The organism is Pseudarthrobacter sp. TE3704 (assembly GCF_056279405.1).
Genome location: NZ_JBWCCJ010000003.1, coordinates 78,312 through 101,993, shown reverse-complemented (window position 1 = coordinate 101,993; position 23,682 = coordinate 78,312). Strand labels below are relative to the sequence as shown.

Genomic DNA, 23,682 nt, shown 5'->3' with positions numbered 1-23,682 from the left:
CGCCAGCAACAGTGGGCGGCGGAGTGCTTATGCAATCGTGATGCAGGAGGCGCCGATCCGGTCCAGGAACCCCAGCCGGTACCCTTAAATACGTGGCTTTGAACCGAATTGTCCTTTTTTACGGCTTTACCCCCATCGCGGACCCGGACGCGGTGCGTCTCTGGCAGCGTGCCCTCTGCGAAAAGCTGGGCCTCACCGGCCGCATCATCATCTCCAAGGACGGCATCAACGCCACCGTCGGCGGTGAAATTGGTGCCGTGAAGCAGTACGTCAAGACCACCCGGGAGTACAAGGGCTTCCACGGCATCGACGTTAAATGGTCCGACGGCGGCGCAGACGACTTCCCCAGGCTCAGCGTCAAGGTGCGCGACGAGATCGTCTCCTTCGGAGCTCCCGGTGAGCTCACGGTGGACGCCAACGGTGTTGTGGGCGGCGGCAAGCACCTGAAGCCGGAAGAGCTGCACGAGCTGGTGGACGCGAAGAAACAGAGCGGGGAAGAGGTGGTCTTCTTCGACGGGCGGAACGCGTTCGAAGCCCAGATCGGCCGGTTCAAGGACGCGGTGGTCCCGGACGTTGCCACCACCCATGACTTCATCAAGGAGCTTGAGTCCGGCAAATACGACGAACTCAAGGACAAGCCCGTGGTTACGTACTGCACGGGCGGGATCCGCTGCGAGGTGCTCTCGAGCCTCATGGTGAACCGCGGCTTTAAAGAGGTCTACCAGCTGGACGGCGGCATTGTCCGGTACGGCGAGACCTTCAAGGACCAGGGCCTCTGGGAAGGCTCCCTCTACGTCTTCGACAAACGCATGCACCTCGAGTTCAGCGAAGACGCCAAGACCATCGGCGAATGCACCCGCTGCTCAGCGCCCACCAGCAAGTTCGAAAATTGCTCAAACCCCAGCTGCCGCACCCTCACGCTCTACTGCGCCGAGTGCGCCGCCAGTCCGGAAACGCTGCGGTGTCCCGAGGGCTGTGCCGCCTGAACACCCCTGGAGCTGCCTCCCGCGTGCAATCACAGGCGCCGAACACGGTAGGCAAAGTTGGCTCCGGTTCGGGCCTCAACGGTGATGGTCAGGGCCGTCTCCGTGGAGAGGTAAATGACGTTTTCGCGGTTGACGCCGCACCTGAGGCCAAGATCCACCAGCGTGAGCGCATCACTGCGGACGGTAAACGTCACCCGCCGCTGGCTCCGGCAGGCAAGGGCCAGTGCATAGGTGCCGGTTCCGAGGACCGGCGTGGCTTCGGTTCGGGCTTCCCCGGCGCCCAGCAGCCCGGCGCCCGCGTGGACCACCGTCTGCGGGGTGTCGGGCAGGGTCTCTGAAATCCACCCTTCCAGCTCGGCTTCGGTCACCGGATCCCGGCGCAGCGGGTCACGGGTGAAGACCGGCCCCGGGGCGGCCGTCGCTTCCGCCGGGGCAGACCAGTCCCGGCCGTCGTCGTACGTATATTCGCAGCCGGCCAGCGTCCCCGCTGCCAGCACAAGGCCGAGGACGACGGCGGCCGCCGGCTTCCGTGCCAGCGGCGCCCGTGCTGTCCGTACGGGACGGGGCGCGGAGGTTTTCCGCACGCTGGGCATAATCCGACTTTATGCCTGCCGGCGCCGGCGGGCCATAGCTCCACAGCTGGCTATTCGGCAGGCACCAGGTGGTAGGCGTAGATCAGCGGAGCGTCCACGCTGGAGGTGCTGATGTTCAGGGTGCCTGCCTCGGGCAGAGTGATCCGGGTTGTTTCCCTGCTGCCGTTGCAGGCGGCGCCGTGGTCCGCCAGCTGGGCGCCGTTCAGCGATACAGCAAAAAAGGCCTTGCCGCCGCCTTCGCAGGTGGCCGTCAACGTGTAGCGGCCCGCGGGAACGTTGGCCGCTTCCTCGATGATGCGGTCCCGGTTGAGGATCTTGCCGGCGTCCGCCAGGACCGTGCCCGAAGCCGTTGGCAGCGCGGTGGCCCGCCACTGCGGAACGTCCGCGTTCTCGATGGACACCAGGGGTGCGCAGGCGGCCAAGGCAAGGGCTGCGGCTGCCAGGGCGCCGAATTTCAGCACAGCAGTTCCGCGGCGGGCGCGCGGAAGGAAGGAAAGTCGGGAAGGCATGCCTCCACGCTACCGGCTGGCCGTGGCACGGCTGCACCGCTCGCAGCCCCGGGCGGCGCATCCTGCCCGGACTAAACTTGTCCGGTGCCTAGATCCCCATACGAGTTCACCGCCGGCAACACCCCCGACGCCCCGCGCAGCGACCTTCCCGAATTGCTCACGGCGCTCGCCGTTGACCTGCGCCGGCTTGGCTACACGCTCGACGGAGTCGCCCGGCTGCTCGGGCCTTCCGCGTCGGCGGCGTTGAACCGGGACCAGACCATCCCTGCCCTGCTCGCTGCCGAGCGCGCCGTCCGGCAGGACGAGGGCGCAGCGGCGCTTGCCGCCGTCGTCCGTCTGTGGCTCTTGGCCGAACCCCAGGAACGGGAAACGCTCGACGCCGCCTTGCCGGGCATCCGCGCCGGGGGCCTGCTGGAGCTGGGGCTGCTGCAGCCCGTTCCCGGCTCGGGGCGGCTGGCCGCCAAGGCGGACCTGCGGCCCTACGGCTGGGATGCGAACGAGGACGGCAGCGGCGGGGCCGAACTGTGGGTGGCCAGTGACCTTGCTGCCCACCAGCAGCCGGGCGTGCTGCGGCATGACCACGTCCTGGGCATCGGCCAGGCGTCCACCACACTTGTGCAGACCACCATCAGGCGGCACACGGAGCGGGCGCTGGACCTCGGTACGGGCTGCGGGATCCAGTCGTTCCACCTCCTCCACCACTGCGAGCACGTGACGGCAACGGACATTTCCGAGCGGGCCCTGGCCTTCACGCGTTTCAATATCCTGCTCAACGCCGAGGCCCTCTCTGTTGACCCGGCGCGGCTGGAGGACCGGGTGAGTCTCCGGCTCGGATCGCTGCTGAATCCGGTGGCCGGCGAGGAATTCGGCCTGGTGGTGTCCAACCCGCCCTTCGTCATCACCCCGCGGCGTCCGGGGGAGGAGGCCGCGGAGCAGTTCACCTACCGGGACGGTGGCCTGCCGGGCGACGAGATCGTCTCCTCGCTGGTCAGGGCACTGCCGTCGGTCCTCGCCCCTGCCGGAACAGCCCAGCTTCTGGGCAACTGGGAAGTACCGGCCGGCGCCGAGTGGCAGGAACGGCCGCAAAGCTGGGCCGGTCCGGACGTGGACGCCTGGTTCATTCAGCGGGAACAGGTCAGCCCGGAACAGTACGCCGAGACGTGGCTCCAGGACGCGTCGGAAGGCCGGGACCGGCAGCACTACCGGGAAGCCTATGAGGCCTACCTCGCGGACTTTGAATCCCGGCAGGTGGAGGGGATCGGCTTCGGGATGGTCTGGCTGCGGCGTCCAGTTACTGGCGGACACGTCGCGGTCAGCCGCTTTGAGGAAATCACCTATCCCATCGAGCAGCCCATCGGTCCCTATCTGGGCGCCGCCGTCGAACGCAGCGACTGGCTGGCGGCCAACAATATCGAGGACGCGCACCTGCTGGTGGCGGACGACGTCACCGAGGAGCGGCACCAGCGGCCGGGCGCCGAGCACCCGGGCGTCATCCTGCTCCGCCAAGGGGCAGGGCTGCGCCGCACCAACCTGCTCAGTACGGAACTGGCCGGCTTTGTGTCGGCGTGCGACGGCGACCTGTCCGCCGGGCAGATCGCCGGTGCGCTGGAGGCCCTGCTGGGCGGCAGTATGGGTACCGTCGAAGATGGCCCGGACGGCGGTTTTGACGCCGGTACCTTCCGGAGTGCGCTGCTCGCCGACGTGGAAAACCTGGTCCGCGACGGCTTCCTTATTCCTGCTGCCGATTAGGCGTCCCCGGCACCTGCCTATAGCCCCCGGTTTTCCACAGGAATGCGCACAATTCTCCAAAATATGGTGAACTAGGCCAATATGGGCTCATCTGCCCCAGCAACCTTTTTCTGTAGGAGCACCGTGCCAAGCAAGGCCAAAACCGGCAAGAAACTCGTGATTGTGGAGTCTCCGGCCAAGAGCAAGACCATCGCCAAGTACCTCGGCGAGGGCTTCATCGTTGAGGCCTCCATTGGTCACATCCGCGACCTGCCGCAGCCGTCCGAGCTCCCCGCAGAGCTGAAGAAAACCTCGGTGGGCAAGTTCGCCGTCGACATCGATCACGACTTCAAGCCGTACTACGTGGTGTCCGCGGACAAGAAGAAAAAGGTGACCGAGCTCAAGGCGGCGCTCAAAGACGCCGACGAACTCTACCTCGCAACCGATGGGGACCGCGAGGGCGAAGCCATCGCGTGGCACCTGCTGGAAGTGCTCAAGCCCAAGGTCCCGGTGTACCGGATGACGTTCGGCGAAATCACCAAGGAAGCCATCCAGCGTGCCATGGGCAACCTGCGCGACGTCGATTCGGCGCTGGTGGACGCCCAGGAAACCCGGCGCGTTCTGGACCGCCTGTACGGCTACGAAATTTCCCCCGTCCTGTGGCGCAAGGTGGCTCGCGGACTGTCTGCCGGCCGTGTGCAGTCCGTGGTCACCCGCATGGTGGTGGACCGGGAACGCGAACGCATGGCCTTCAAGGCGGCCTCCTACTGGGACCTCACCGGCCAGTTCGGCGCGGATTCCGGCTCCTTCAAAGCCAAGCTCGCCGCTGTTGACGGCGCAAAGGTGGCCACCGGCCGCGACTTCAACGACGACGGCGTCCTCACCTCCAAGAACGTGGCGCACCTTAACGAGGAGCTGGCCACGTCGCTGGCAGCAGGGCTGCAGGACGCTTCGTTCACTGTCCGTTCCGTGGACACCAAGCCGTACACCCGCCGCCCGGCCGCGCCATTCACCACCTCCACGCTGCAGCAGGAAGCGGGCCGCAAACTGCGGTTCTCCTCTAAGAGCACCATGCAGGTTGCCCAGCGCCTGTACGAAAACGGCTACATCACCTATATGCGTACCGACTCGTCCGCGCTGAGCGACGAAGCCGTGACCGCTGCCCGCCGGCAGGCTGCCGAACTGTACGGCCCCGAGTACGTTCCGCAGTCCCCGCGCGTGTATGCCAACAAGTCGGCCAACGCACAGGAAGCCCACGAGGCAATCCGTCCCGCCGGTGACTCCTTCCGTACGCCTGCCCAGGTGGCCAAGCAGCTCTCCGGCGACGAGTTCCGGCTGTACGAACTGATCTGGAAGCGGACCGTTGCGTCCCAGATGGGCGATGCCAAGGGCTCGACGGCGACCATCCGCCTGGGTGCGGTGGCTTCGGACGGGCGGGACGCCGAGTTCTCCGCGTCCGGCACCGTGATCACGTTCCCCGGCTTCCTCGCGGCTTATGAGGAAGGCAAGGACGAAACCCGCGGCGACGAGGACTCCGACGAAGCCCGGCGCCTTCCCAACGTTGCCAAGGGCGATGCCCTCAACGCCTCGGACATCATCGCCGTGGGCCACGAAACCTCCCCGCCGCCGCGCTACACCGAAGCGTCGCTGACGGCCGAGCTGGAAAAGAAGGGCATCGGACGCCCGTCCACCTACGCCTCCACCATCTCCACCATCCAGGACCGCGGCTACGTCCGGAAGCAGGGCTCAGCCCTGGTCCCCAGCTGGATCGCGTTCTCGGTCATCCGCCTGCTGGAGCAGCACTTCAGCGACTACGTGGACTATGAGTTCACCGCGGACATGGAAGGCGACCTGGACAAGATCGCCAACGGCCAGGCCGTTGGCGCCTCCTGGCTTCGGCACTTCTACTTCGGGGAAGACTCCGATCCGGGCCTGCTCAGCATCGTCAACAACCTGGGCGAGATCGACGCCCGGGAAATCAACTCCATCCCCATCACGGACGAGATCACGCTCCGGGTTGGCAAGTTTGGCCCGTACCTGGAAAGTTCCGCTGCCACCGTCGACCCCAAGACCGGGGAAATCGTGGAGTCGGCGCGCGCCAATGTGCCGGAGGACCTGGCACCGGATGAACTGACGGCTGCCAAAGCCATCGAGCTGATGGAGACGGCGGCCCCCGAGGAGCGGGTGCTGGGCAGCGACCCGCACACGGGCCACACCGTAGTTGCCAAGAACGGCCGCTATGGCGCCTACGTCACCGAGGTCATCCCCGAGATGACCGAGGAACAGATCGCCAACCAGCCGGTGGAGTACTACAAGAACGGCAAGTCCAAGCCGCCCAAGAAGCCGGTCAAGGCCAAGCCGCGCACCGGCTCGCTCTTCAAGTCCATGACCGTCGAGTCCGTAACCCTTGACGAGGCGCTGCAGCTCATGAGCCTGCCGCGCGTCCTGGGCGAGGACGCAGAAGGCAACCTCATCACCGTGCAGAACGGCCGGTTCGGCCCGTACCTGAAGAAGGGGACGGACTCGCGGTCCATCGGCTCCGAGGAGGAGATCTTCACCATCACGCTGGAGCAGGCCCTCGAGATCTACTCCCAGCCCAAGCAGCGCGGCGCCCGTGCCGCCGTTCCGCCGCTGGCCGAGTTCGGACCGGATCCGGTGTCCGAGAAGAACATCGTGGTGAAGGAAGGCCGGTTCGGCCCGTACATCACCGACGGGATCACTAACATCACCGTTCCGCGCGCCACCTCGCTGGAGGAACTCACCCGTGAACAGGCCGTGGAGCTCCTCGCCGAGAAGCGCGCCAAGGGCCCGGTCAAGCGCACCGCCACCCGCAAGGCGCCGGCCAAAAAGAAGGCAACGGCCAAGAAATAATCTGTTCCGGTGGTTGAGCTTGTCGAAACCTATGTTTCGAACAGCTCAGCCACCGGCGTTTGCACGGGGCACCGGAACGTGATCGGGTAGAGGCATGACTGAACAGCCCGGAATTGCCGACCCGACTCCGCTGAACGACCTCGAGGAGAAGCTCGCCAAGGGCGGAGAGCCTGACGCGAGTCCTGTGGACGTCATCCTGTCCTTCCTTAACAGCGAGGTGTACATCGTCAGCTCGGACGGCATCGAGGGCGAGGACTCCCAGGTGGAGCCCCTGGTCCTGGCCAACTCCGACGGCGACCCCGTCCTTGCTGTGTTCTCCCACCCCAGCCGGGTGGACCAGCAGTACCTGGAAGCGGCACCCAACGTGCTCGGCACCCAGGGCGCAGCGATCATCGCCAACATCGGCGAGGAGCTGGGGATGGTGATCAACCCGGGTGCTGCCTACGGCTTCGAAATCAACCCCGAGGGCGTCGCCAACATCAAGCGTGACTTCAAGCGCGCGGACGAACTCCCCGGCGATGCCCCGACGGACCCGTCCACGAACTGACGCCGCAACAATTGAGCTGCTGCACCCCTTGACCGGGTGGCGGTTGGAATCCACCGGCTGCGCCGGTGAATAATGGCAGGATGCGGCTAGGCGTCCTCGATATCGGGTCCAACACTGTCCATCTTCTGCTGGTGGATGCCCACCCTGGTGCGCGCCCGGTTCCTTTTGCGTCGCACAAGCGGCCCCTGTCCCTGGTCCAGTACCTGGAACCTGACGGCAGCATCAGCGATGCCGGCCAGCACGAACTCACCGAATTCGTGCTGGAAGCGTGGGAGTTCGCGGCCCGGCACAAGGCAGAGGACCTCCTGGCGTTTTGTACGTCGGCCATCCGCGAGGCCACCAACGGTCCCGAGGTCCTGGCCCGCGTCAAGCATGAAACCACCGTGACGCTGCAGGAACTGACCGGCAGTGAGGAAGCGTCCATGACCTTCTTCGCCGTCCGCCGCTGGCACGGCTGGGGTGCCGGCCCCATCCTGAACCTGGACATCGGCGGCGGTTCCTTCGAGATGGCCTTTGGCCAGGACGAGCTCCCCGAGGTGGCCACGTCGGTGCCCCTGGGCGCCAGCCGGCTCACCCGGGACTGGCTCGCGGAGGATCCTCCCACCGCCAAGAGCGTGAAGGAACTGCGGCGGTACATCCAGGCCACCCTGAAGCCCGCGGTCCGGGAGTTTGACGGTTTGGGCAGGGCCAACCTGGTGGCCGGAACCTCCAAGACCTTCCGGTCCCTGGCCCGGATCGCCGGGGCGGCACCGAGCGCGGGCGGCCCCTACGTCAAGCGGGAACTGCACGCGTCCGATCTTGGGATCTGGGCGCAGCGCATTTCGGCAATGAAAGCCGAAGACCGGCTGCATCTGCCCGGTGTTTCCGAGGCGCGCGCACACCAGCTCCTGGCCGGCGCGCTGGTGGCGGAGGCCGCCCTGGAGCTGTTCAAATTCAAGAAGCTCCGCATCTGTCCCTGGGCCCTGCGCGAAGGCCTCATCCTGCGCCGCCTTGACCAGCTGGTCTTCTCCGGGCCTCTTGAACCCGCGCCGCATATCGCCGCCCCGCAGGCCGTGGAGGCACCCGTCTAGGATTGGCCGTTAAAAGCGGAAGCACCGGGGCCGGCAACAGGAAAATGGGGGAAAACCTGTTGCCAGCCGCCGGTGCCCTGGCAGGCATCCCCATGCCTGCCGCATCACTCGCACCCTCAATGAGGTAATAACCACAGTAGGGGCGCAACTTGTGAGGGACCTGCGGTAAACATGGGAGCCAGCTGTGAATGCTTCAGGCCAACTCCGTAAGAAGTCGGCGCCTGGCGGGGCTAACTGCAATGATGGAGCCATGAGCAACCGAATCGCATTCCTTGGCTGTGGATCCATGAACGAAGCCATTCTCGGCGGCCTGCTGGAAGCGGGCACGGATCCCGCGGACGTCGTGGCTACGGTCCGGCGCGCCGAGCGTGCCGCCGAACTGGCCGAGCGGTACCACGGCATCACCGCCATCGCTGGCGAGGAGGAACCGGACAACAACAGGCAGGCCACCAAGGGGTCCGCCGTCGTCATACTTGGCGTCAAGCCGGTGGGCATCGCGGACCTCGCCCGCGAAATCAGCAACGCTCTCTCGCCGAACACCGTGGTGGTCAGCGTGGCCGCCGCGGTGTCGATCGCGCAGCTCGAAGCCGCGCTCCCCGCCGGGCAGCCGGTCATCCGGACCATGCCCAACACACCGGCCAAACTGGGCCGCGGCGTGGTGTCCGTGTCGCCCGGCACCAACTGCACCCCTGAACAGCTCCAGCAGGTCAAGGACATCCTGCAGGGCGCGGGAACGGTCGTTGAAGTACCCGAGGAACAGGTGGACGCGCTCTCGGCCATCAGCGGCTCGGGACCCGCCTACGCGTTCTACCTCGCCGAAGCAATGGCCGCCGCGGGGGTGGAGCTGGGCCTGGACCATGAACTGTCCCTGCTCCTGGCCCGCGAAACTGTAGCCGGCGCAGGGCTCATGCTCGCCGAACCCGGTGCCGACCCGTCAGCGCTGCGCAAGGCGGTCACCAGCCCGAACGGCACCACGGAACGCGCCATCGCCACCTTTGATGAGCAGGGCATCCCGTCCATCATCGCTGCCGGCGCAAAGGCCGCAGCGGACAGGGCAGCCGAAATCACCAGGCAGCTCGGCTAATTTGGGCCCACGGCCGCAGGGTTCCCTGGCCGAGCTTGCGAGGTTAGGGTGCGGTTGGGGACTACGGCCTGGCGGCGAAGCGCTCCAGCAGGTCCACGTGGCCGGACACGATCAGCATGTCCCGCGAGGACACCTTGGTCTCCGGCCGCGCGTACGTGAAGTCCTCACCCGGTGACTTCACGCCCACGATCGTCACGCCGTACTTGGAACGGACCTTGGATTCATCGAGCGTGAAACCAACTGTTTCACGGGGCGGGTACATCTTGACGATGGCGAAGTCGTCGTCGAACTCGATGAAGTCGAGCATGCGCCCGGACACCAGGTGCGCCGCGCGTACGCCGGCGTCCGCTTCCGGGTAAATCACGTGGTTGGCACCGATCCGGGTGAGGATCTTGCCGTGCGAGGGCGTGATCGCCTTCACCCACAGGTGTTCAATGCCCAGGTCCACCAGGTTGACTGTGATCAGCACGGAAGACTCGATCGACGTGCCCACGCCCACGACGGCGGAGCTGAACTCCTGAGCTCCAAGCTGTCGGAGTGCGTCGATGTTGGTGGCGTCGGCTTCCACCACGTGGGTCAGCAGGGGAGCCCACTTCTGCACCAGGGTCCGGTCCCGTTCGATCGCGAGCACTTCACGGCCCTGCTTCACCAGCTGCTCGGCGGTGGATGAACCGAAGCGGCCCAGCCCGATCACCAGCACCGGAGCATTATGGGCGGGGCGCCTGGGGGCGTCTGGGGAACTAGCCAATGATGGGCCTCTCTTCGGGATAGTGGTAGAGCTGGCTGCGCTGGCGCAGGGCCAGGGCGGCGGCGAGGGTTACGGTGCCTACACGGCCCGCAAACATGAGCGCTGTCAGGACGTAGACGCCCTCAGGCGGAACCTCCGCGCTCAGGTTGGTGCTCAGCCCCACCGTGGCGAACGCGGAAATGGTCTCGAACAGCACGCGGTCCAGGGACGCGCCGCTGATGTGCAGCAGGAGGAACGCGGAGACGGACACCAGGGTGGCACCGGCAACGATGACCGAAATGGCCACCCGCATGCTGCCCTCCGGGATGGTCCTGCCGTACACCTTGACGTCGGCGTCACCCCGTGCCTCGGCAACGATGGCAAGGAACATTACGGCGATGGTGGTCACTTTGATGCCGCCCGCCGTCGACGCTGAACCGCCGCCGGCGAACATCAGTGCATCCGTCAGGAGCATGGTGGTGGATTCCATCTGGTTCTGGTCCACCAGGTTGAACCCGCCGGACCGGGTCATGACGGAGGCGAAGAGCGAGTGCGTGATCTTGTCGCCGAAATCCATGGAACCAATGGTCCGGGTGTTTTCCCACTCCATCAGCCCCCACAGGAAGGTGCCGGCCGCCAGCAGGATAAACGAGACCTGGATGGTGAGCTTTGTGTGCAGGTTCCATTTTTTCCAGTTCAACCCGTTCTGCTGCAGGACCATCACCACGGGAAATCCAAGGCTGCCCAGGAAGACGCCCAGCATGAGGGGGACCAGGATCCACAGGTCAGTCTCGTACGGGACGATGCCGTCCGAGTGTGGGGTGAAACCGGCGTTGTTGAAGGATGAGATGGCGTAGAAGATCCCGTGCCACACGGATTGCCAGAACGGCTCGCCCAGGGTGAGGAACCGTGGGATCAAGGCCAGCGCCAGGATCCCTTCGATGACCACGGACGTGGTGATGACGATCCGCAGCAGGGTGCCCACTTCACCGAGGCGGCCTGCGTTGTTCATGGACTCCGCTGCAATGATCTTGCCGCGGACGCCAAGCCGTTTGCTTACCATCAGGGCCAGCAGCGACGCCAGGGTCAGCGTGCCCAGGCCGCCGATGAACACGCCGACCAGGATCACCAGCTGGCCGAAGAAGGACCAGTGGACCGCCGTCGACACTACCGTGAGGCCCGTAACGCACACGGCGGAAACTGCGGTGAACATTGCCTGGTGCAGTGGGGTTGCGGTGCCGGTGGCAGAGGAAACGGGCAAAGACAGCAGGAAAGTGAACACCAGGCACACGGCGGCGAACGCGCTCAGGGCAAGCCGGGCGGGGGAGGTGTTGGCAATGTCGTCAATAAAGTCGCGGAGCCGCGTTAGGATCCAGAGGCCCTCCCGCTCCTGCGCGGGGTGCCAGCTGGCCGAATTCCGGGGCCTCGACTGGCTTTGCGTCATGTGTGGCTTTTCCTCGGTCGAATCTGCTTCCCTCAGTAGTAAACCACTAATGCCCGCGTAATGGCCGGGCCGCCGGGTGCCCTGGCTCGGGTAGCCTGTGATTGATGACATACCTGCCCGGTCTCAGCAAGCCCGCGCCGCCAACGACGGTGGCGTGGAGCCCTGACATGACCGCCTACAACTTCGGGCCGGGCCATCCCATGGCGCCGGAGCGGATGGACCTTACGGCACGCCTGGTCCGGAGCCTGGGACTGTTCGATCTTGAGCATGTTTCGGTGGAAGCCCCTGAGGTGGCCGTCGACGCCGACCTGGAGTCCGTGCATTCGGCCGAGTTCGTCGCGGCGGTGCGGCGGGTGAGCGAGGACCCGTCCGAATCGGATGAATCCCGCGGCCTGGGCACCGAGGACGACCCCGCCTTTGCCGGGATGCATGAAGCCGCCGCGCGGCTGGCGGGCGGATCCCTGCTGGCTGCGTCCCGGATCCTGGACGGGTCAGCCCTGCATGCCGTGAACTTCGGCGGCGGCATGCACCACGCGGCCCGGGACCGTGCCAGCGGCTTCTGCATCTACAACGACGCCGCACTCGCCGTGCAGAAGCTGCTCGACGGCGGCATCCGCAAGGTGGCGTACATCGATGTTGACGCCCATCACGGCGACGGCACGGAAAGCATTTTCTGGGACGACCCCCGGGTCCTCACCCTTTCCCTGCACGAAACGGGCCTTACGCTGTTCCCCGGTACCGGATTCGCCAACGAGATCGGCGGTCCCCGGGCGGAGGGGACCGCCGTCAACATCGCCCTGCCGGCCGGAACGGGCGACGCCGGCTGGCTTCGGGCGTTTTACGCCGTGGTCCCGCAGCTCGTGGCCGCCTTCGAACCCGAAGTGATCGTAAGCCAGCATGGCTGTGACTCACATCGGACGGACCCGCTCACGCACCTCAACCTCAGTGTTGACGGCCAGCGGGAGGCGGCATCCGCCGTCGGGCATCTCGCCGAGCGCCACTGTGCCGGCCGCTGGATCGCCACCGGCGGAGGCGGGTACAACGTCCTGCACGTGGTGCCCCGGTCCTGGAGCCACCTTGTGGCCATCGCCGCGGGGCGGCCGGTGCCGCTGCGTACCCCCGTGCCGCAGGACTGGCGCGATTATGTGGAAGGGAAATTCGGCACGTCCACGCCCGGCCTGATGGGCGACGACGTGGAGCTGTGGTGGCGGTCGTGGGAGGTGGGTTTCGATCCCAACGACGCCGTGGACCGTACCGTGATGGCCACCCGCAAAGCGGTATTCCCGCTCCACGGACTCGACCCCTGGTTCGACTAGTGTCCCGTCGAACCCCCGGCCCGCATCAGGATGCGGCCTTCTCGGTCTGGAAGACCACGCCTGCCGCGCCGATCAGCCACCCCAGCAGCGACAGGGCGAACGCTCCGATCAGGTCCGTGGACGCCGTGCCCTTGGCCAGCCAGAGGAGCAGGACCAGCAGCCCCACCGCCATGTAGACCACAATGGCCGCGACGATCCGTCCGGACAGCCTGGCGGTGACGTCGCCGGGGCTGAAGGGGGTTTCGGTGCCGCCAGACCCCTCAGCGTGCCGCACCTCGGCGATAGTAAATCCCAGGGCGGAGGCTGTCAGCGAGCTAAGCGACGTGGCCAGGACACCCGCCGCCGTGACCAATGCGCCGTTCAGGGCGGGAGCGGCAGTCCTTCCGTCCGGTACCCAGAACCCGACGCGGAGCAGCACGCTGCCCCACACGGCGACGAAAAGGCCCAGGAACACAAAAGCGATGAGGTTGAACAGTTGCCGGCGCAGGGCATCCATGATGGCCCACCCCCTTGTCTCAGGTGGCGGCGGCCGGGCCGGCCGGGGCACAGTTCAACCGTTGTAACACCTGCGCCGCATGGGCAGCAATAGCCAGTTGGCTGACGAAATAGTTGATGCCTTTCGGCGTATATGTCGTTAGGGTGGGAGGCATGGTGACAGACGACGTATTTGCCGTCATTGCGGAATCAACCCGGCGGGACATCCTGGTCTCCCTCCGCTCCGGAGACAAGGCCGTGGGGGAACTCGTGGAAGAACTGGCAGCAAGCCAGCCCACCATTTCCAAGCACCTCAAGGTCCTGCGCGAGGCGCAGCTGGTGAGCATGCGGGCGCAGGGCCAGAAGCGCTACTACGCGCTGAACCGCAAGCCGCTGGAAGGGATTGCCAGCTGGCTGGAAACGTTCGACGTCGGCTCGTCGGCTCCCGCTGCTGCACCCGCCCGTCCCGCAGGCCGCGCCGCCGCGGACTCCGCCCCGTCCCGGGACGCTGCCGCCGCCCACGCCGGTGAGACACCCCAGGCAGTGGCTGCCGAAGCAGTCTCCGAAGGCGTCCTGGCGCCGGACGGGGCGGAGCTGAGTCCCGCCGTCGTTATTCCGGGCGGGACCACCCTGCCGCTGAGCGATGACAGCGTTCCCCAGCAAATCGGCCGCACGGTGGGCCGGGCGGCTACCCGTGCGGCCGACCTGCTGGCCAACCTCCCCAACCTGCCCAAGTTCGGCCGGAAGAAATAGCCCTTACTTGTTCAGCAGGCGGACGTGATCCGGGGTGAGCTCCGAGATGTTGCTGACGCCCAAGAGCGCCATGGTGCGGGCCATGTCCTTCTCGAGGATCTGGAGGGTGCGGTCCACACCGGCGCGGCCGCCGGCCATCAGACCGTACAGGTAGGCGCGGCCGATCAGGGTGAAGTCCGCACCGAGGGCCAGGGCTGCCACGATGTCAGCGCCGCTCATGATGCCGGTGTCCAGCATGATCGCGGCGTCGGTGTTGTCCGCCGTGAAAGCCTGCTTGACCTCGGGGAGCAGGTGGAACGGAATGGGAGCCCGGTCCAGCTGGCGTCCGCCGTGGTTGGACACCACCACACCGTCTGCGCCGTGGTCAACTACCCGGCGGGCGTCCTCGACGGTCTGGATGCCCTTGACCACCAGCTTGCCCTTCCAGGTTTCGCGCAGCCAGTCGAGGTCCTCGAAGGTGAGGGTGGGGTCGAACATCGAGTTGATGAGGTCCGCCACGGTGCCGGTGTAGCGGGACAGCGAGGCGAATGTCAGCGGCTCGTGCGTGAGGAAGTTGAACCACCAGGCCGGGCGGTAGGAAGCGTCCAGCACGGTCTTGATGGTCAGTGCCGGCGGGATGGTCATGCCGTTGCGGACGTCGCGGAGGCGGGCGCCGGCGACGGCGGTATCCACGGTGACCATCAAAGTGTCGTTTCCGGCCTTGGCAGCGCGCTCGATCAGTTCCAGCGAGCGGTCGCGGTCCGTCCAGAGGTACAGCTGGAACCAGTTGCGGCCGTTCGGGGCGGCGGCGGCGACGTCCTCGATGGAGGCGGTGCCCATAGTGGAAAGGGTGTAGGGGATGCCCGCAGCTTCGGCCGCCTGGGAACCTGCGTACTCGCCCTCAGACTGCATCATCCGGGTGAAGCCGGTGGGGGCGATGCCCACGGGCAGCCGGGAGGGCTTGCCCAGGATTTCGGTGCCCAGGTCGATCGTGGAGACGTTCCGCAGGATGCCGGGCCGGAACTCGATGTCCAGGAACGCCTGCCGCGCGCGGCCGAGGGTGATTTCCTCTTCCGCTGCGCCGTCCGTGTAGTCGAACGGAGCCTGGGGGGTGCGGCGCTTGGCGATGTCCCGCAGTTCCCAGATGGTGCTGGCCCGCTTGAGCCGGGCCTCCTTGCTGAACTCAGGCTTCTTGAACTGCATCAGGGGAGCCAGGTCCGAGTACTTGGGGATGCGCCGCTTCAGTGCCGCCGGAACAGCGGACGACGCCGGTGCTTTAGCGGGTGCCGGCGCGGCGGGAATGTCGGTGGCATCCGGCGCGGGGGTCGTTTCCGGGTTGTTGGGCTGGATGGTGTGGGTCATGGCGTCCTCCATTGGGCAGGCGGGTCCGTGTCCGGAACCTTCTGTGGTCTAACCACACTCTAGGCCATGTGGTCCAACCACATCAACTACTATTTACGTATGCGTACCCACCAGCTTGTCCTGTCCTGGATCGAGAACGAGCTTTCCGGCGGCCGGCTGACCGTGGGCGGCCGGCTTCCGGCCGAGCGCACCCTGGCGGAACAGCTGAAGGTGTCGCGGACCTCAGTCCGGGAAGCGATTCGCATCCTTGAGGCCATGGGTGTGGTCCGGGCTGGCGTAGGGTCGGGCCCGGAAGCGGGAACCGTTGTCATTTCGGATCCGACGGCCGCGCTTGGCTCCGCCCTCCGGCTTCACGTGGCCACCCAGCACCTGCCGGTGGCGGACATCGTGGAAACCCGCGTGCTGTTGGAGTCGTGGGCCGTGGCGAAAGCCGGTCCGGATGCGCCGGAACTGGAGGAGGCCTCGGCGCTCCTCGACGCCATGGCCGCAGAGGACCTCGCGGTCAGCGACTTCCTGGCACTGGACGTCCGCTTCCACCTGGCGCTGGCCGACGCCGCTGGCAACGCCGTTGTGAGCGCGATGATGGGATCGCTCCGCGAATCCATCCAGGGATACGCGGCGGAGCTGACGTCCGGCCTGCCTGACTGGGAGGCCACGGCATCGCGCCTGCGGGCCGAGCACCAGGACATCCTGGCGGCCATCAGGAACGACGACGGCGGGCAGGCGGCAAAGCTGGTGGCCGCGCATATTGAGGGGTACTACAAAGAGGCCGGGCTGGCTTCCGGCGGAACGGAACCGGCCCGGAAGTAGCGCGCGTGCGCGTCCGACGGGCCCATCAGCCGTGGACTGCCGTGCGGGGGGCCTTGGCCGGGCCGGTGCTCGCGCGCACTTCAAGCCGGGGCTGGTACCGGCTGCCCGGGGCCTCATTCTCCTCCTTGCGGATGAGCGCCCGCAGCTGCTGCCACGCCTGCTCGCCCAGTTCGGTGATGGGCACCGCCGCGGTGGTGAGTGCCGGCGTCGTGTATTTCGCGAACGGAATGTCGTCGAAACCCGTGACGGAGATGTCTCCCGGGACGTCCAGGCCGCGTTCATGCAGCCCGCTCATCAGGCCCATGGCCACCAGGTCGTTGAAGGCCAGGATTCCCGTGGCGCCGCTCTCCAGTACCGCATCCACTGCCCCGTGTCCGGTGTCGAAGTCGGAGCCGCCTTCCAGCATGGTCACCTCCACCTGGGGATGGGCTGCCTTGAAGGCCTCCAGCCCCTCGAGCCGGAGCCCGTTCGAGGCGCTGCGGGGCGGACCGGCGAGGAACGCCAGGCGCGTGTGTCCGAGGTCCACCAGGTGCTCCGCGATGTCCTGTACGCCCTGGCCGTAGTCCACTACCAGGCTGGGCACGCCAGCGGCTGCGGTGGTCCTGTTGATCAGCACCAGGGGGTGCAGCGAGGGTGCGATCTCTTCCAGTTCGGCGTCGCTCATGCGGGGTGCGCAGAGGACCAGGCCGTCACAGCGGCGGCGGGCCTCACCGGCGAGGATGGCCTCCTCGCTGGAAACTTCGAAGGAATCGGCGATCAGGACCCGGTAGCTGTCCTGCGCGGCGGCACGGCTGAGGCCGCGAAGAATTGCCTGGAAGGTGGGGTTGGCCAGGTCCGGCACAACGATCCCGATGGTGTCGGTCTTACCCAGGGCCAGGCTGCGCCCTACGGGATTGGGCTGGTACTTCAGTTCCGCCGCCGCTGCCCTGACGCGGGCCGCGATGTCCGGGTCCACCGTGAAGTTGCCGTTCATTACGCGGGAAACCGTGGCGTGCGAAACCCCTGCCTTGATGGCGACATCCGCGATGCCAATCCGGCCGGTTGCCGATTTCCTGACCATGCTGGTCCCTTCCTTGGCGCAGCGGACGGTGTCCCTGCGCGTACTGCTACCCGATGGCAGGCTCCTGCCGCCTTTGCCCGACGGCGTTTCCAACACAGCATATACCGCTGCGGGAAAGCGATTTCTTCCATTTTCCCAAGTTTTCCCGCAACTTTTTTGTCCATTCGGCGGAGTCAAAGCCGCAGCAGCACTGGAAACCGTTTTCTCTCAACGCTGATAATGGTTGACGGATGCACATTCGCCTTGGTACAAATCTTATAGCAACCTGAGAAAACGCTTTCTTGGGCAAGGTGCAGCACTGCACCCAACGTCGAACGTCAGAGGCCGCCGGGCGGCCGGGTATCAGCTTTCGAAAGGGACCCTCATGGTCAACACAGCCGAGTCAAGTACTGCTGCAGGGGCGGCAACAGCTGCTCCGGACACCGCCGCAACTGGGGGCGCTGCTGCCGCGGCCGGTGGTAAAGCCCGCATTGCCTTGATCGGCACCGGCGGCCGCTCCGAGATGTACATCCGCGCAGTCTTCGGCAACTATGCCCACACCGCAGAGCTGGTGGCCTTCTCCGACGTTAACCCTGGGCGCGTGGAGTTCTACCAGAAGCTCATCCAGGAACTGGGCGCGCCGGGACCGGTCGCCGCCTTCGATCCCGCAGATCTCACCGCCTTCATCCAGGCCAACAACATCGACCGCGTGGTGGTGACAACGCCGGACTACACCCACGCCGACTACATTGTGGAAGCGCTGCGTGCAGGGGCCGACGTTGTGGTGGAAAAGCCGCTCACCATCGACGCCGAGGGCTGCCGGCGCATCACCCAGGCCGTGCACGAGACCGGCCGCAACGTGGTGGTCACGTTCAACTACCGCTACTCGCCGCGGAACAGCGCCCTCAAGGAAATCATCCAGAGCGGTGTGATCGGCAAGGTTACCTCCATCGACTTCAGCTGGGTCCTCGATACCGTCCACGGGGCCGACTACTTCCGCCGCTGGCACCGCGAAAAGAAGAACTCCGGCGGCCTGCTGATCCACAAGGCCTCCCACCACTTCGACCTGGTCAATTGGTGGATTGATGACGTCCCCGAGCGCGTCTTCGCCTCCGGCGGACTGAAGTTCTACGGCGACAAGAACGCGGCGGAACGCGGCCTGGGCCCCCGTCCCGAACGCGGCACCCCCAGCGCGGACGCCCCGGCCACGGCCGAGAAGGACCCGTTCACGCTGGACCTCCGCGAGGACGAGCGGCTCAAGGCCCTCTTCCTGGACAACGAGCACTACGACGGATACCGCCGGGACCAGGACGTCTTCACCGGCGGCATCACCATTGAGGACAACCTCGCGCTGGTTGTGGAATACCAGGGCGGCCCGCGCCTGAGCTACTCATTGAACGCACACAGCCCCTGGGAGGGCTACCGCGTCGCGGTCAACGGCACCGAAGGCCGCGCCGAACTCGAGGTAGTGGAACGCGCCGCCGTCACCAGCAGCACGGACAAAAAGACCGTGGTGGACCCGAGTGCTACCCCCGTCGAGGAAGACGACGCCATCCGCCGCAACGGTGAACGCCTCGTGGTCCAGCGCCACTGGGAAGCCGCCTACGAGGTGCCGATCGTCAACGGCGAAGGAGGCCACGGCGGCGGGGACGAGCTCCTCCTCTCGGACCTCTTCAACGGGCCGGGCGAGGACCCCCTGGGCCGCCCGTCCGGTTACCTGGACGGACTGCGCTCCGTCTCCGTGGGCATCGCCGGGAACCGCTCGCTTGAATCGTCCCTGCCCGTCCGCATCGAGGACCTGGACCTCGGCGTCGACCTCCGACGCGGCGCCTAGTCCGCGGCCTGAAAACCTAAAGGAACCAATATGAGCAGGATTTTCGTCACCGGCGGCTCCGGCCGGCTGGGACGCAGTGTGGTGGCGGGGCTTGCAGAGGCCGGCCACCACGTCATCTCGGTGGACCGGGACGCCGTGCCGGCCGATCAGCTGCCGGCCGGCGTGGTGCAGGAAACGGCAGACCTCCTTGCCCCGGGGGAGGCGCTGCGCCTCCTTCGCGAGACCAGGCCCGACGCCGTCATCCACCTTGCGGCGATCGCGGTTCCGTTCAGCGCGCCCGAGGATGTCATCTTCGCCACCAACACCCGGCTCGCCTTCGCCGTGGTCAGCGCCGCGACGGAACTGGGAGTGCGCAAGATCGTGACGGCCAGCAGCCCCACGGTCCTCGGCTACGGTTCGCCCGCCGGCTGGCTGCCGGCCGCGTTCCCGCTTGACGAGCGGACCACGCCGCGGCCGTGGAATGCCTACGCCCTGTCCAAGCTCATCGCCGAGCAGACCGTGCAGATGTTCGCTGCCGCGCAGGGGGAGAAGATCCGTTACGCAGCCTTCCGCCCCTGCTACGTGATCTCGCCGGAGGAGTGGGACGGCGCACCGACGCAGCAGGGCCACACCCTTGCCGAGCGGCTGGCCGATCCGGCATTGTCCGCCCCGGCCTTGTTCAACTACGTGGATGCCCGGGACGTGGCGGATTTCCTGGACCTGCTGCTGCAGAAAATGGAGTCCATTCCCAACGGGGAAACCTTCTTCGTGGGCGCGGCCGACGCCCTGGCCACGGCACCCCTCGCCGAACTGATGCCCAGGTTCCTGCCCGGAAGTGAAGCGCTCAGTGCCGGGCTGACCGGCACCAGCCCCGCCTTCTCCATCGCCAAAGCCCAGGAACTCCTGGGCTGGCAGCCCACGCGCAGCTGGCGCACGGAACTCAAGTCCCATCCCACCCTCAACGACGAGACCTCCGCGCTGGTCAGTGCCGGCAGCGGAACCAAGGAGACATCATGAAATTCGACGGCGTACTGTTCTTTCCCGTCACCCCGTTCACCGCCGAAGGTGCCGTTGACGTAGAGCTGCTGAAGGAACACATCAGCTCCCGGCTCCCGTTCGGGCCCGGCGGTGTGTTCCCCGCCTGCGGAACCGGCGAATTCCACGCCCTCAGCATCGAGGAAGTCCGCACCGTGGTGACTGCCGCCGTCGAGGTTGTGGCCGGAAAGGTCCCGGTAGTAGCCGGCGCCGGTGGACCGCTTGGCCACGCCCTTGCCGCCGCCCGCGCCGCGGAAGAAGCCGGCGCGGACGCCCTCCTGGTCCTGCCGCCGTACCTGGTCACCGGGCCCACGGACGGCCTGGTGGCCTACATCGAAGCAGTCGCTGCCGCCAGCAGTCTGCCGGTAATCGTCTACCACCGCGGCAACGCCAAGTTCACGGCCGCTGCCATGGCCCGCCTGGCGGCCAACCCCAAGGTGGTGGGCTTTAAGGACGGGCTGGGGGATGTGGGCCTGGCCCAGGAGATTGTGTCCGCCGTCAAGGCCACCGGCCGGGAGGACTTCGCCTTCTTCAACGGCCTGCTCACCGCGGAACTGACGCAGGGCGCCTACCGCGGCCTCGGCATCCCGCTCTACTCATCGGCCGCCTTCGCGATGGCCCCGGAGATCGCCAAGGCCTACTACGACGCCTACATTGCCGGCGACGAGGACCGCCGCAGCGCCCTGCTGGAGGGCTTCTACGCGCCCTTGGTCCGCCTCCGCGACCAGACCCCGGGCTTCGGCGTTTCGCTGATCAAGGCCGGCCTGCGCCTGGGCGGGCTGCCGGTAGGTTCCGTGCGGCCGCCGCTGGTGGACCCCACCGAGGAGCAGCTGGTGCAGCTGAAGTCCATCCTCGCCAAGGGCTACGAGCTGGCCGGCCGCTGATGAGCGCCCCGGCGGCCGAAGCCGTCCGCACCGTTCCCCGCATCACGGGACTGACCTCCCGGCTCATCACCGTCCCGCTGCGCCGAAGCTGGGGCGTCGAGGCACCCGAGAACCACGTGATCGTCACCGAAATCCACACGGACGACGGCGGCGCGGGGCACGGTTTTTCGTGGACGCCCACCATCGGCCCGCAAGCCGTCAAGGCACTGCTGGACTACGACATCGCCCCGTTTGTCACCGGGCTGCCTGCCAATCCGGAGACGGTCTGGGACGCGCTGTGGAAGCGCCTGCACGAGGCCGGCGGCGGGGGACTGACCACCATCGCCATGGCCGGCGTCGACCTTGCCCTGTGGGACCTGCAGGCCCGCCGTTCCCAGACGTCCGTGGCCGGGCTCCTGGGCCAGCGGCAGGAATCGGCGGAGGTGTACGGGTCCGGGGTGAACCTGCACTACACCCTTGAAGAGCTCGTTGCCCAGGTTGAGCGGTGGGTTGCGGCCGGGCACCAGGCGGTAAAGATCAAGGTGGGCAAGCCCGATATCCGGGAGGACGCTGAGCGGGTGGCCGCGGTCCGCTCCGTTCTGGGGCCCGACCGGAAGCTGATGATCGACGCCAACCAGCGCTGGGACCTCCCCACCACCCTCCGCGCCCTGGATGTCCTGTCCGAATTCGGGCTGGAGTGGCTGGAGGAACCCATCCGCGCCGACGACCTGTGGGCATACCGCAGGCTCCGCAAGCATTCACCGGTGCCCATCGCGCTCGGCGAAAACCTGCACACCATCTACCGCTTCCGCGATTTCATCGAGGCCGAGGCGGTGGACATCATCCAGCCCAACATCATCCGGGTGGGCGGGATCACCCCGTTCCGGCGGATCGTCGAGCTGGCCCGGACCAACAGCATCCGGGTGATGCCCCACCTGCTGCCGGAACTTTCCGGGCAGCTGGCGCTCACCCTGGCGGAGCCCACGCTCGTGGAGGACGTGGAAGAAGCATCCTTCGAACAGCTGGGCATCCTGGACGGGCCCTCTCCCGTGCGGTTCAGCGACAGCCGGGTAACCCTGGCCGGCCAGCCGGGCCTCGGCTTCCGGTTCCGGGACGAACTCTAAACTACAGACGAAGAACAGGTACCTGAGTGACAACTGCAACGCTTTCCCTGTCCGAACTCACCGCCGCTGCCACCCAGGCAGCCACGATTTCCGCCGCCGCGCCGGATGCCCAACGCGCTGCCTGGCTCACGGCAGTAGCTGACGCGCTGGATGCCAACGCGGCCGAACTGGTGGACATTGCGGATTCGGAGACCAGCCTTGGCGCCCCGCGGCTGACCGGCGAGGTGGCCCGGACCTCCGGCCAGCTGCGTCTCTTCGCCCGCGTGATCACCGAAGGCTCCTACCTCGAGGCCATCATCGATCACGCGGACCCGGCCTCCACCCCGCCCAAGCCCGACCTCCGCCGCATCCTGCGGCCCATCGGTCCGGTGGCAGTCTTTTCCGCCTCCAACTTCCCGTTCGCCTTCTCGGTGGCCGGAGGTGACACCGCCTCGGCCCTGGCCGTGGGCTGCTCGGTCATCGTCAAGGCCCACTCCGGCCACCTGCGCCTGTCCGAGCGGACAGCGGAAATCGTGGCTGATGCCCTCGGCGCCGCAGGAGCGCCGGAAGGCCTGTTCGCGCTGGTCAGCGGCCGTGAGGTGGGCACCGCCCTGGTCCAGGATCCGGCCATCAAGGCCGTGGGGTTCACTGGATCCATCCCCGGCGGCCGTGCCTTGTTCGACCTCGCAACCTCCCGCCCCGATCCCATTCCGTTCTACGGGGAACTGGGCAGCCTCAATCCAGTGGTCATCACCGCTGCAGCACTGGCAGAACGCAGCGGCCAGCTCGCGGCGGGCCTGGCAGGCTCGTTCACGCTTGGTGCGGGGCAGTTCTGCACCAAGCCGGGTTTGGTCTTCATTCCGGCAGGAACCTCCTTTGCCGCGGAAGTGGCGGAGGCCAGCAAGGACAAGTCCGCCGTCGGTATGCTCACCAGCAGGATCGCCGAGGCGTACCCCGGCGGGCTCCGCAGCTTTGCGTCCGTGCCCGGGGTTGACGTGGTCAGCGGCAGCGTGGACCAGGATGCTGCAGCCAACGGTGCAGCGCCGGTGGTCTTCTCAACTTCCGCCGTGAAGGTGCTGGAGAACCCGGAACAACTGCTCGAAGAGTGCTTCGGACCCACCACCATGCTGATCGAATACACGGACCAGGCCGAACTGTCGGCCGTGCTGGCCAAGGTGCCGGGCAGCCTGACAGCCACCCTCCACGCCCAGTCCGGCGAGGACATCACAGCGCTCGTGGAGCAGCTGTCCGGGCTGGCCGGCCGGGTCCTGTTCGACGGCTGGCCAACCGGCGTCGCCGTCAACTGGGCCCAGCAGCACGGCGGCCCGTACCCGGCCACCACGTCCCTCTTTACCTCGGTGGGCGCGACGGCGGTCCGCAGGTTCCAGCGCCCGGTCGCCTACCAGGACGCGCCGGAAACGGTGCTGCACCCAGCGCTGCACGAGGCCAACCCGCTGCGCATCCCGCGTCGCGTGGACGGTGAACTCGTGCTGCCGTAGCAACGCTCTCTCACTTCATGTTGCTTTAACCGAAACGCTCTCTCAGTTGTTGCCGGACCACGGCTACAACTGAGAGA

The 23,682-nt window shown here is 66.8% G+C and carries 21 protein-coding genes; 14 read left to right on the top strand and 7 right to left on the bottom strand.

Annotated features, from left to right (window positions below; genetic code table 11):
- Nucleotides 1-92: 92 nt before the first annotated feature.
- Entirely contained in the window at nt 93-986 is an 894-nt protein-coding gene (trhO, locus tag ACZ9BC_RS08185; protein WP_115524836.1) for an oxygen-dependent tRNA uridine(34) hydroxylase TrhO, read from the top strand.
- 29 nt (nt 987-1,015) lie between these two features.
- Here trhO and ACZ9BC_RS08180 read toward each other — a convergent pair whose 3' ends face one another.
- Nucleotides 1,016-1,579: a hypothetical protein gene (locus tag ACZ9BC_RS08180; protein WP_476245491.1), complete on the bottom strand. Its 564-nt coding sequence runs from the start codon at nt 1,577-1,579 to the stop codon at nt 1,016-1,018.
- Between the two features lie 50 nt (nt 1,580-1,629).
- Entirely contained in the window at nt 1,630-2,088 is a 459-nt protein-coding gene (locus tag ACZ9BC_RS08175) for a hypothetical protein (protein ID WP_476245490.1), read from the bottom strand.
- 84 nt (nt 2,089-2,172) lie between these two features.
- Between ACZ9BC_RS08175 and ACZ9BC_RS08170 the strand changes: the two genes are divergently transcribed.
- From ACZ9BC_RS08170 to proC, 5 genes are all read left to right on the top strand, one after another.
- Nucleotides 2,173-3,837 carry a DUF7059 domain-containing protein gene (locus ACZ9BC_RS08170; protein WP_476245489.1) on the top strand — a complete coding sequence of 555 codons (1,665 nt, stop codon included), beginning with the start codon at nt 2,173-2,175 and terminating at the stop codon, nt 3,835-3,837.
- 123 nt (nt 3,838-3,960) lie between these two features.
- A complete protein-coding gene (gene topA, locus ACZ9BC_RS08165; RefSeq protein ID WP_476245488.1) occupies nt 3,961-6,687 on the top strand; it encodes a type I DNA topoisomerase in 2,727 nt (908 codons plus the stop codon).
- A gap of 94 nt (nt 6,688-6,781) precedes the next feature.
- Nucleotides 6,782-7,234, top strand: coding sequence for an SseB family protein (locus tag ACZ9BC_RS08160; RefSeq protein WP_476245487.1), 453 nt, complete (start codon nt 6,782-6,784; stop codon nt 7,232-7,234).
- An 80-nt stretch (nt 7,235-7,314) separates the two neighbouring features.
- Nucleotides 7,315-8,304: a Ppx/GppA phosphatase family protein gene (locus ACZ9BC_RS08155; RefSeq protein ID WP_476245486.1), complete on the top strand. Its 990-nt coding sequence runs from the start codon at nt 7,315-7,317 to the stop codon at nt 8,302-8,304.
- A gap of 250 nt (nt 8,305-8,554) precedes the next feature.
- The gene (gene proC, locus ACZ9BC_RS08150; protein ID WP_476245485.1) at nt 8,555-9,388 is read left to right on the top strand and encodes a pyrroline-5-carboxylate reductase; all 834 of its coding nucleotides are present in this window, start codon (nt 8,555-8,557) and stop codon (nt 9,386-9,388) included.
- A gap of 61 nt (nt 9,389-9,449) precedes the next feature.
- Here proC and ACZ9BC_RS08145 read toward each other — a convergent pair whose 3' ends face one another.
- Both ACZ9BC_RS08145 and ACZ9BC_RS08140 read right to left on the bottom strand, forming a co-directional pair.
- Nucleotides 9,450-10,088 (bottom strand): potassium channel family protein, encoded by a 639-nt coding sequence (locus ACZ9BC_RS08145; RefSeq protein WP_172801511.1) that lies wholly within the window; start codon nt 10,086-10,088, stop codon nt 9,450-9,452.
- 40 nt (nt 10,089-10,128) lie between these two features.
- Nucleotides 10,129-11,559 (bottom strand): TrkH family potassium uptake protein, encoded by a 1,431-nt coding sequence (locus ACZ9BC_RS08140; protein ID WP_476245484.1) that lies wholly within the window; start codon nt 11,557-11,559, stop codon nt 10,129-10,131.
- A gap of 104 nt (nt 11,560-11,663) precedes the next feature.
- Between ACZ9BC_RS08140 and ACZ9BC_RS08135 the strand changes: the two genes are divergently transcribed.
- Entirely contained in the window at nt 11,664-12,875 is a 1,212-nt protein-coding gene (locus tag ACZ9BC_RS08135; protein WP_476245483.1) for an acetoin utilization protein AcuC, read from the top strand.
- Between the two features lie 25 nt (nt 12,876-12,900).
- Here ACZ9BC_RS08135 and ACZ9BC_RS08130 read toward each other — a convergent pair whose 3' ends face one another.
- Nucleotides 12,901-13,371 (bottom strand): hypothetical protein, encoded by a 471-nt coding sequence (locus tag ACZ9BC_RS08130; RefSeq protein WP_476245482.1) that lies wholly within the window; start codon nt 13,369-13,371, stop codon nt 12,901-12,903.
- Nucleotides 13,372-13,523: 152 nt separating this feature from the next.
- Between ACZ9BC_RS08130 and ACZ9BC_RS08125 the strand changes: the two genes are divergently transcribed.
- On the top strand, nt 13,524-14,102 hold the full coding sequence (locus tag ACZ9BC_RS08125; protein WP_476245481.1) for an ArsR/SmtB family transcription factor: 579 nt from the start codon (nt 13,524-13,526) through the stop codon (nt 14,100-14,102).
- 3 nt (nt 14,103-14,105) lie between these two features.
- On the opposite strand, the gene ACZ9BC_RS08120 is transcribed toward ACZ9BC_RS08125, so the two are convergent.
- A complete protein-coding gene (locus tag ACZ9BC_RS08120; RefSeq protein ID WP_476245480.1) occupies nt 14,106-15,443 on the bottom strand; it encodes an alpha-hydroxy acid oxidase in 1,338 nt (445 codons plus the stop codon).
- 99 nt (nt 15,444-15,542) lie between these two features.
- On the opposite strand from ACZ9BC_RS08120, the gene ACZ9BC_RS08115 reads away from it, so the two are divergent.
- Nucleotides 15,543-16,253 (top strand): FadR/GntR family transcriptional regulator, encoded by a 711-nt coding sequence (locus tag ACZ9BC_RS08115; RefSeq protein ID WP_476245479.1) that lies wholly within the window; start codon nt 15,543-15,545, stop codon nt 16,251-16,253.
- Between the two features lie 25 nt (nt 16,254-16,278).
- On the opposite strand, the gene ACZ9BC_RS08110 is transcribed toward ACZ9BC_RS08115, so the two are convergent.
- Nucleotides 16,279-17,313, bottom strand: a complete 1,035-nt coding sequence (locus ACZ9BC_RS08110) for a LacI family DNA-binding transcriptional regulator (protein ID WP_476245478.1) — start codon at nt 17,311-17,313, stop codon at nt 16,279-16,281.
- 364 nt (nt 17,314-17,677) lie between these two features.
- Between ACZ9BC_RS08110 and ACZ9BC_RS08105 the strand changes: the two genes are divergently transcribed.
- Genes ACZ9BC_RS08105 through ACZ9BC_RS08085 form a run of 5 tightly spaced genes read left to right on the top strand, consistent with a single transcriptional unit; the run spans nt 17,678 to nt 23,605 of the window.
- Entirely contained in the window at nt 17,678-19,126 is a 1,449-nt protein-coding gene (locus ACZ9BC_RS08105; RefSeq protein ID WP_476245477.1) for a Gfo/Idh/MocA family oxidoreductase, read from the top strand.
- 30 nt (nt 19,127-19,156) lie between these two features.
- Nucleotides 19,157-20,122: an NAD-dependent epimerase/dehydratase family protein gene (locus tag ACZ9BC_RS08100; RefSeq protein ID WP_476245476.1), complete on the top strand. Its 966-nt coding sequence runs from the start codon at nt 19,157-19,159 to the stop codon at nt 20,120-20,122.
- The gene (locus ACZ9BC_RS08095) at nt 20,119-21,024 is read left to right on the top strand and encodes a 5-dehydro-4-deoxyglucarate dehydratase (protein WP_476245475.1); all 906 of its coding nucleotides are present in this window, start codon (nt 20,119-20,121) and stop codon (nt 21,022-21,024) included. The genes ACZ9BC_RS08100 and ACZ9BC_RS08095 overlap by 4 nt, the downstream gene beginning before the upstream one ends.
- Entirely contained in the window at nt 21,024-22,127 is a 1,104-nt protein-coding gene (locus tag ACZ9BC_RS08090; RefSeq protein WP_476245474.1) for a mandelate racemase/muconate lactonizing enzyme family protein, read from the top strand. Before ACZ9BC_RS08095 ends, ACZ9BC_RS08090 begins: the two co-directional genes overlap by 1 nt.
- A 26-nt stretch (nt 22,128-22,153) precedes the next feature.
- Complete coding sequence (locus ACZ9BC_RS08085; protein ID WP_476245473.1) at nt 22,154-23,605, top strand: aldehyde dehydrogenase (NADP(+)); 1,452 nt, start codon at nt 22,154-22,156, stop codon at nt 23,603-23,605.
- The last annotated feature ends 77 nt before the right edge of the window (nt 23,606-23,682 follow it).

What these genes read in the sequence shown, in the direction of transcription:
- proC (WP_476245485.1), top strand. Translation starts at nt 8,555, where the DNA reads ATGAGCAACCGAATCGCATTCCTTGGCTGTGGATCCATGAACGAAGCC.
- ACZ9BC_RS08140 (WP_476245484.1), bottom strand. Translation starts at nt 11,559, where the DNA reads ATGACGCAAAGCCAGTCGAGGCCCCGGAATTCGGCCAGCTGGCACCCC.
- ACZ9BC_RS08130 (WP_476245482.1), bottom strand. Translation starts at nt 13,371, where the DNA reads ATGGATGCCCTGCGCCGGCAACTGTTCAACCTCATCGCTTTTGTGTTC.
- ACZ9BC_RS08135 (WP_476245483.1), top strand. Translation starts at nt 11,664, where the DNA reads ATGACATACCTGCCCGGTCTCAGCAAGCCCGCGCCGCCAACGACGGTG.
- ACZ9BC_RS08115 (WP_476245479.1), top strand. Translation starts at nt 15,543, where the DNA reads ATGCGTACCCACCAGCTTGTCCTGTCCTGGATCGAGAACGAGCTTTCC.
- ACZ9BC_RS08095 (WP_476245475.1), top strand. Translation starts at nt 20,119, where the DNA reads ATGAAATTCGACGGCGTACTGTTCTTTCCCGTCACCCCGTTCACCGCC.
- ACZ9BC_RS08090 (WP_476245474.1), top strand. Translation starts at nt 21,024, where the DNA reads ATGAGCGCCCCGGCGGCCGAAGCCGTCCGCACCGTTCCCCGCATCACG.
- ACZ9BC_RS08160 (WP_476245487.1), top strand. Translation starts at nt 6,782, where the DNA reads ATGACTGAACAGCCCGGAATTGCCGACCCGACTCCGCTGAACGACCTC.
- ACZ9BC_RS08110 (WP_476245478.1), bottom strand. Translation starts at nt 17,313, where the DNA reads ATGGTCAGGAAATCGGCAACCGGCCGGATTGGCATCGCGGATGTCGCC.
- ACZ9BC_RS08180 (WP_476245491.1), bottom strand. Translation starts at nt 1,579, where the DNA reads ATGCCCAGCGTGCGGAAAACCTCCGCGCCCCGTCCCGTACGGACAGCA.
- ACZ9BC_RS08125 (WP_476245481.1), top strand. Translation starts at nt 13,524, where the DNA reads ATGGTGACAGACGACGTATTTGCCGTCATTGCGGAATCAACCCGGCGG.
- ACZ9BC_RS08105 (WP_476245477.1), top strand. Translation starts at nt 17,678, where the DNA reads ATGGTCAACACAGCCGAGTCAAGTACTGCTGCAGGGGCGGCAACAGCT.
- ACZ9BC_RS08120 (WP_476245480.1), bottom strand. Translation starts at nt 15,443, where the DNA reads ATGACCCACACCATCCAGCCCAACAACCCGGAAACGACCCCCGCGCCG.
- ACZ9BC_RS08100 (WP_476245476.1), top strand. Translation starts at nt 19,157, where the DNA reads ATGAGCAGGATTTTCGTCACCGGCGGCTCCGGCCGGCTGGGACGCAGT.
- ACZ9BC_RS08175 (WP_476245490.1), bottom strand. Translation starts at nt 2,088, where the DNA reads ATGCCTTCCCGACTTTCCTTCCTTCCGCGCGCCCGCCGCGGAACTGCT.
- ACZ9BC_RS08155 (WP_476245486.1), top strand. Translation starts at nt 7,315, where the DNA reads ATGCGGCTAGGCGTCCTCGATATCGGGTCCAACACTGTCCATCTTCTG.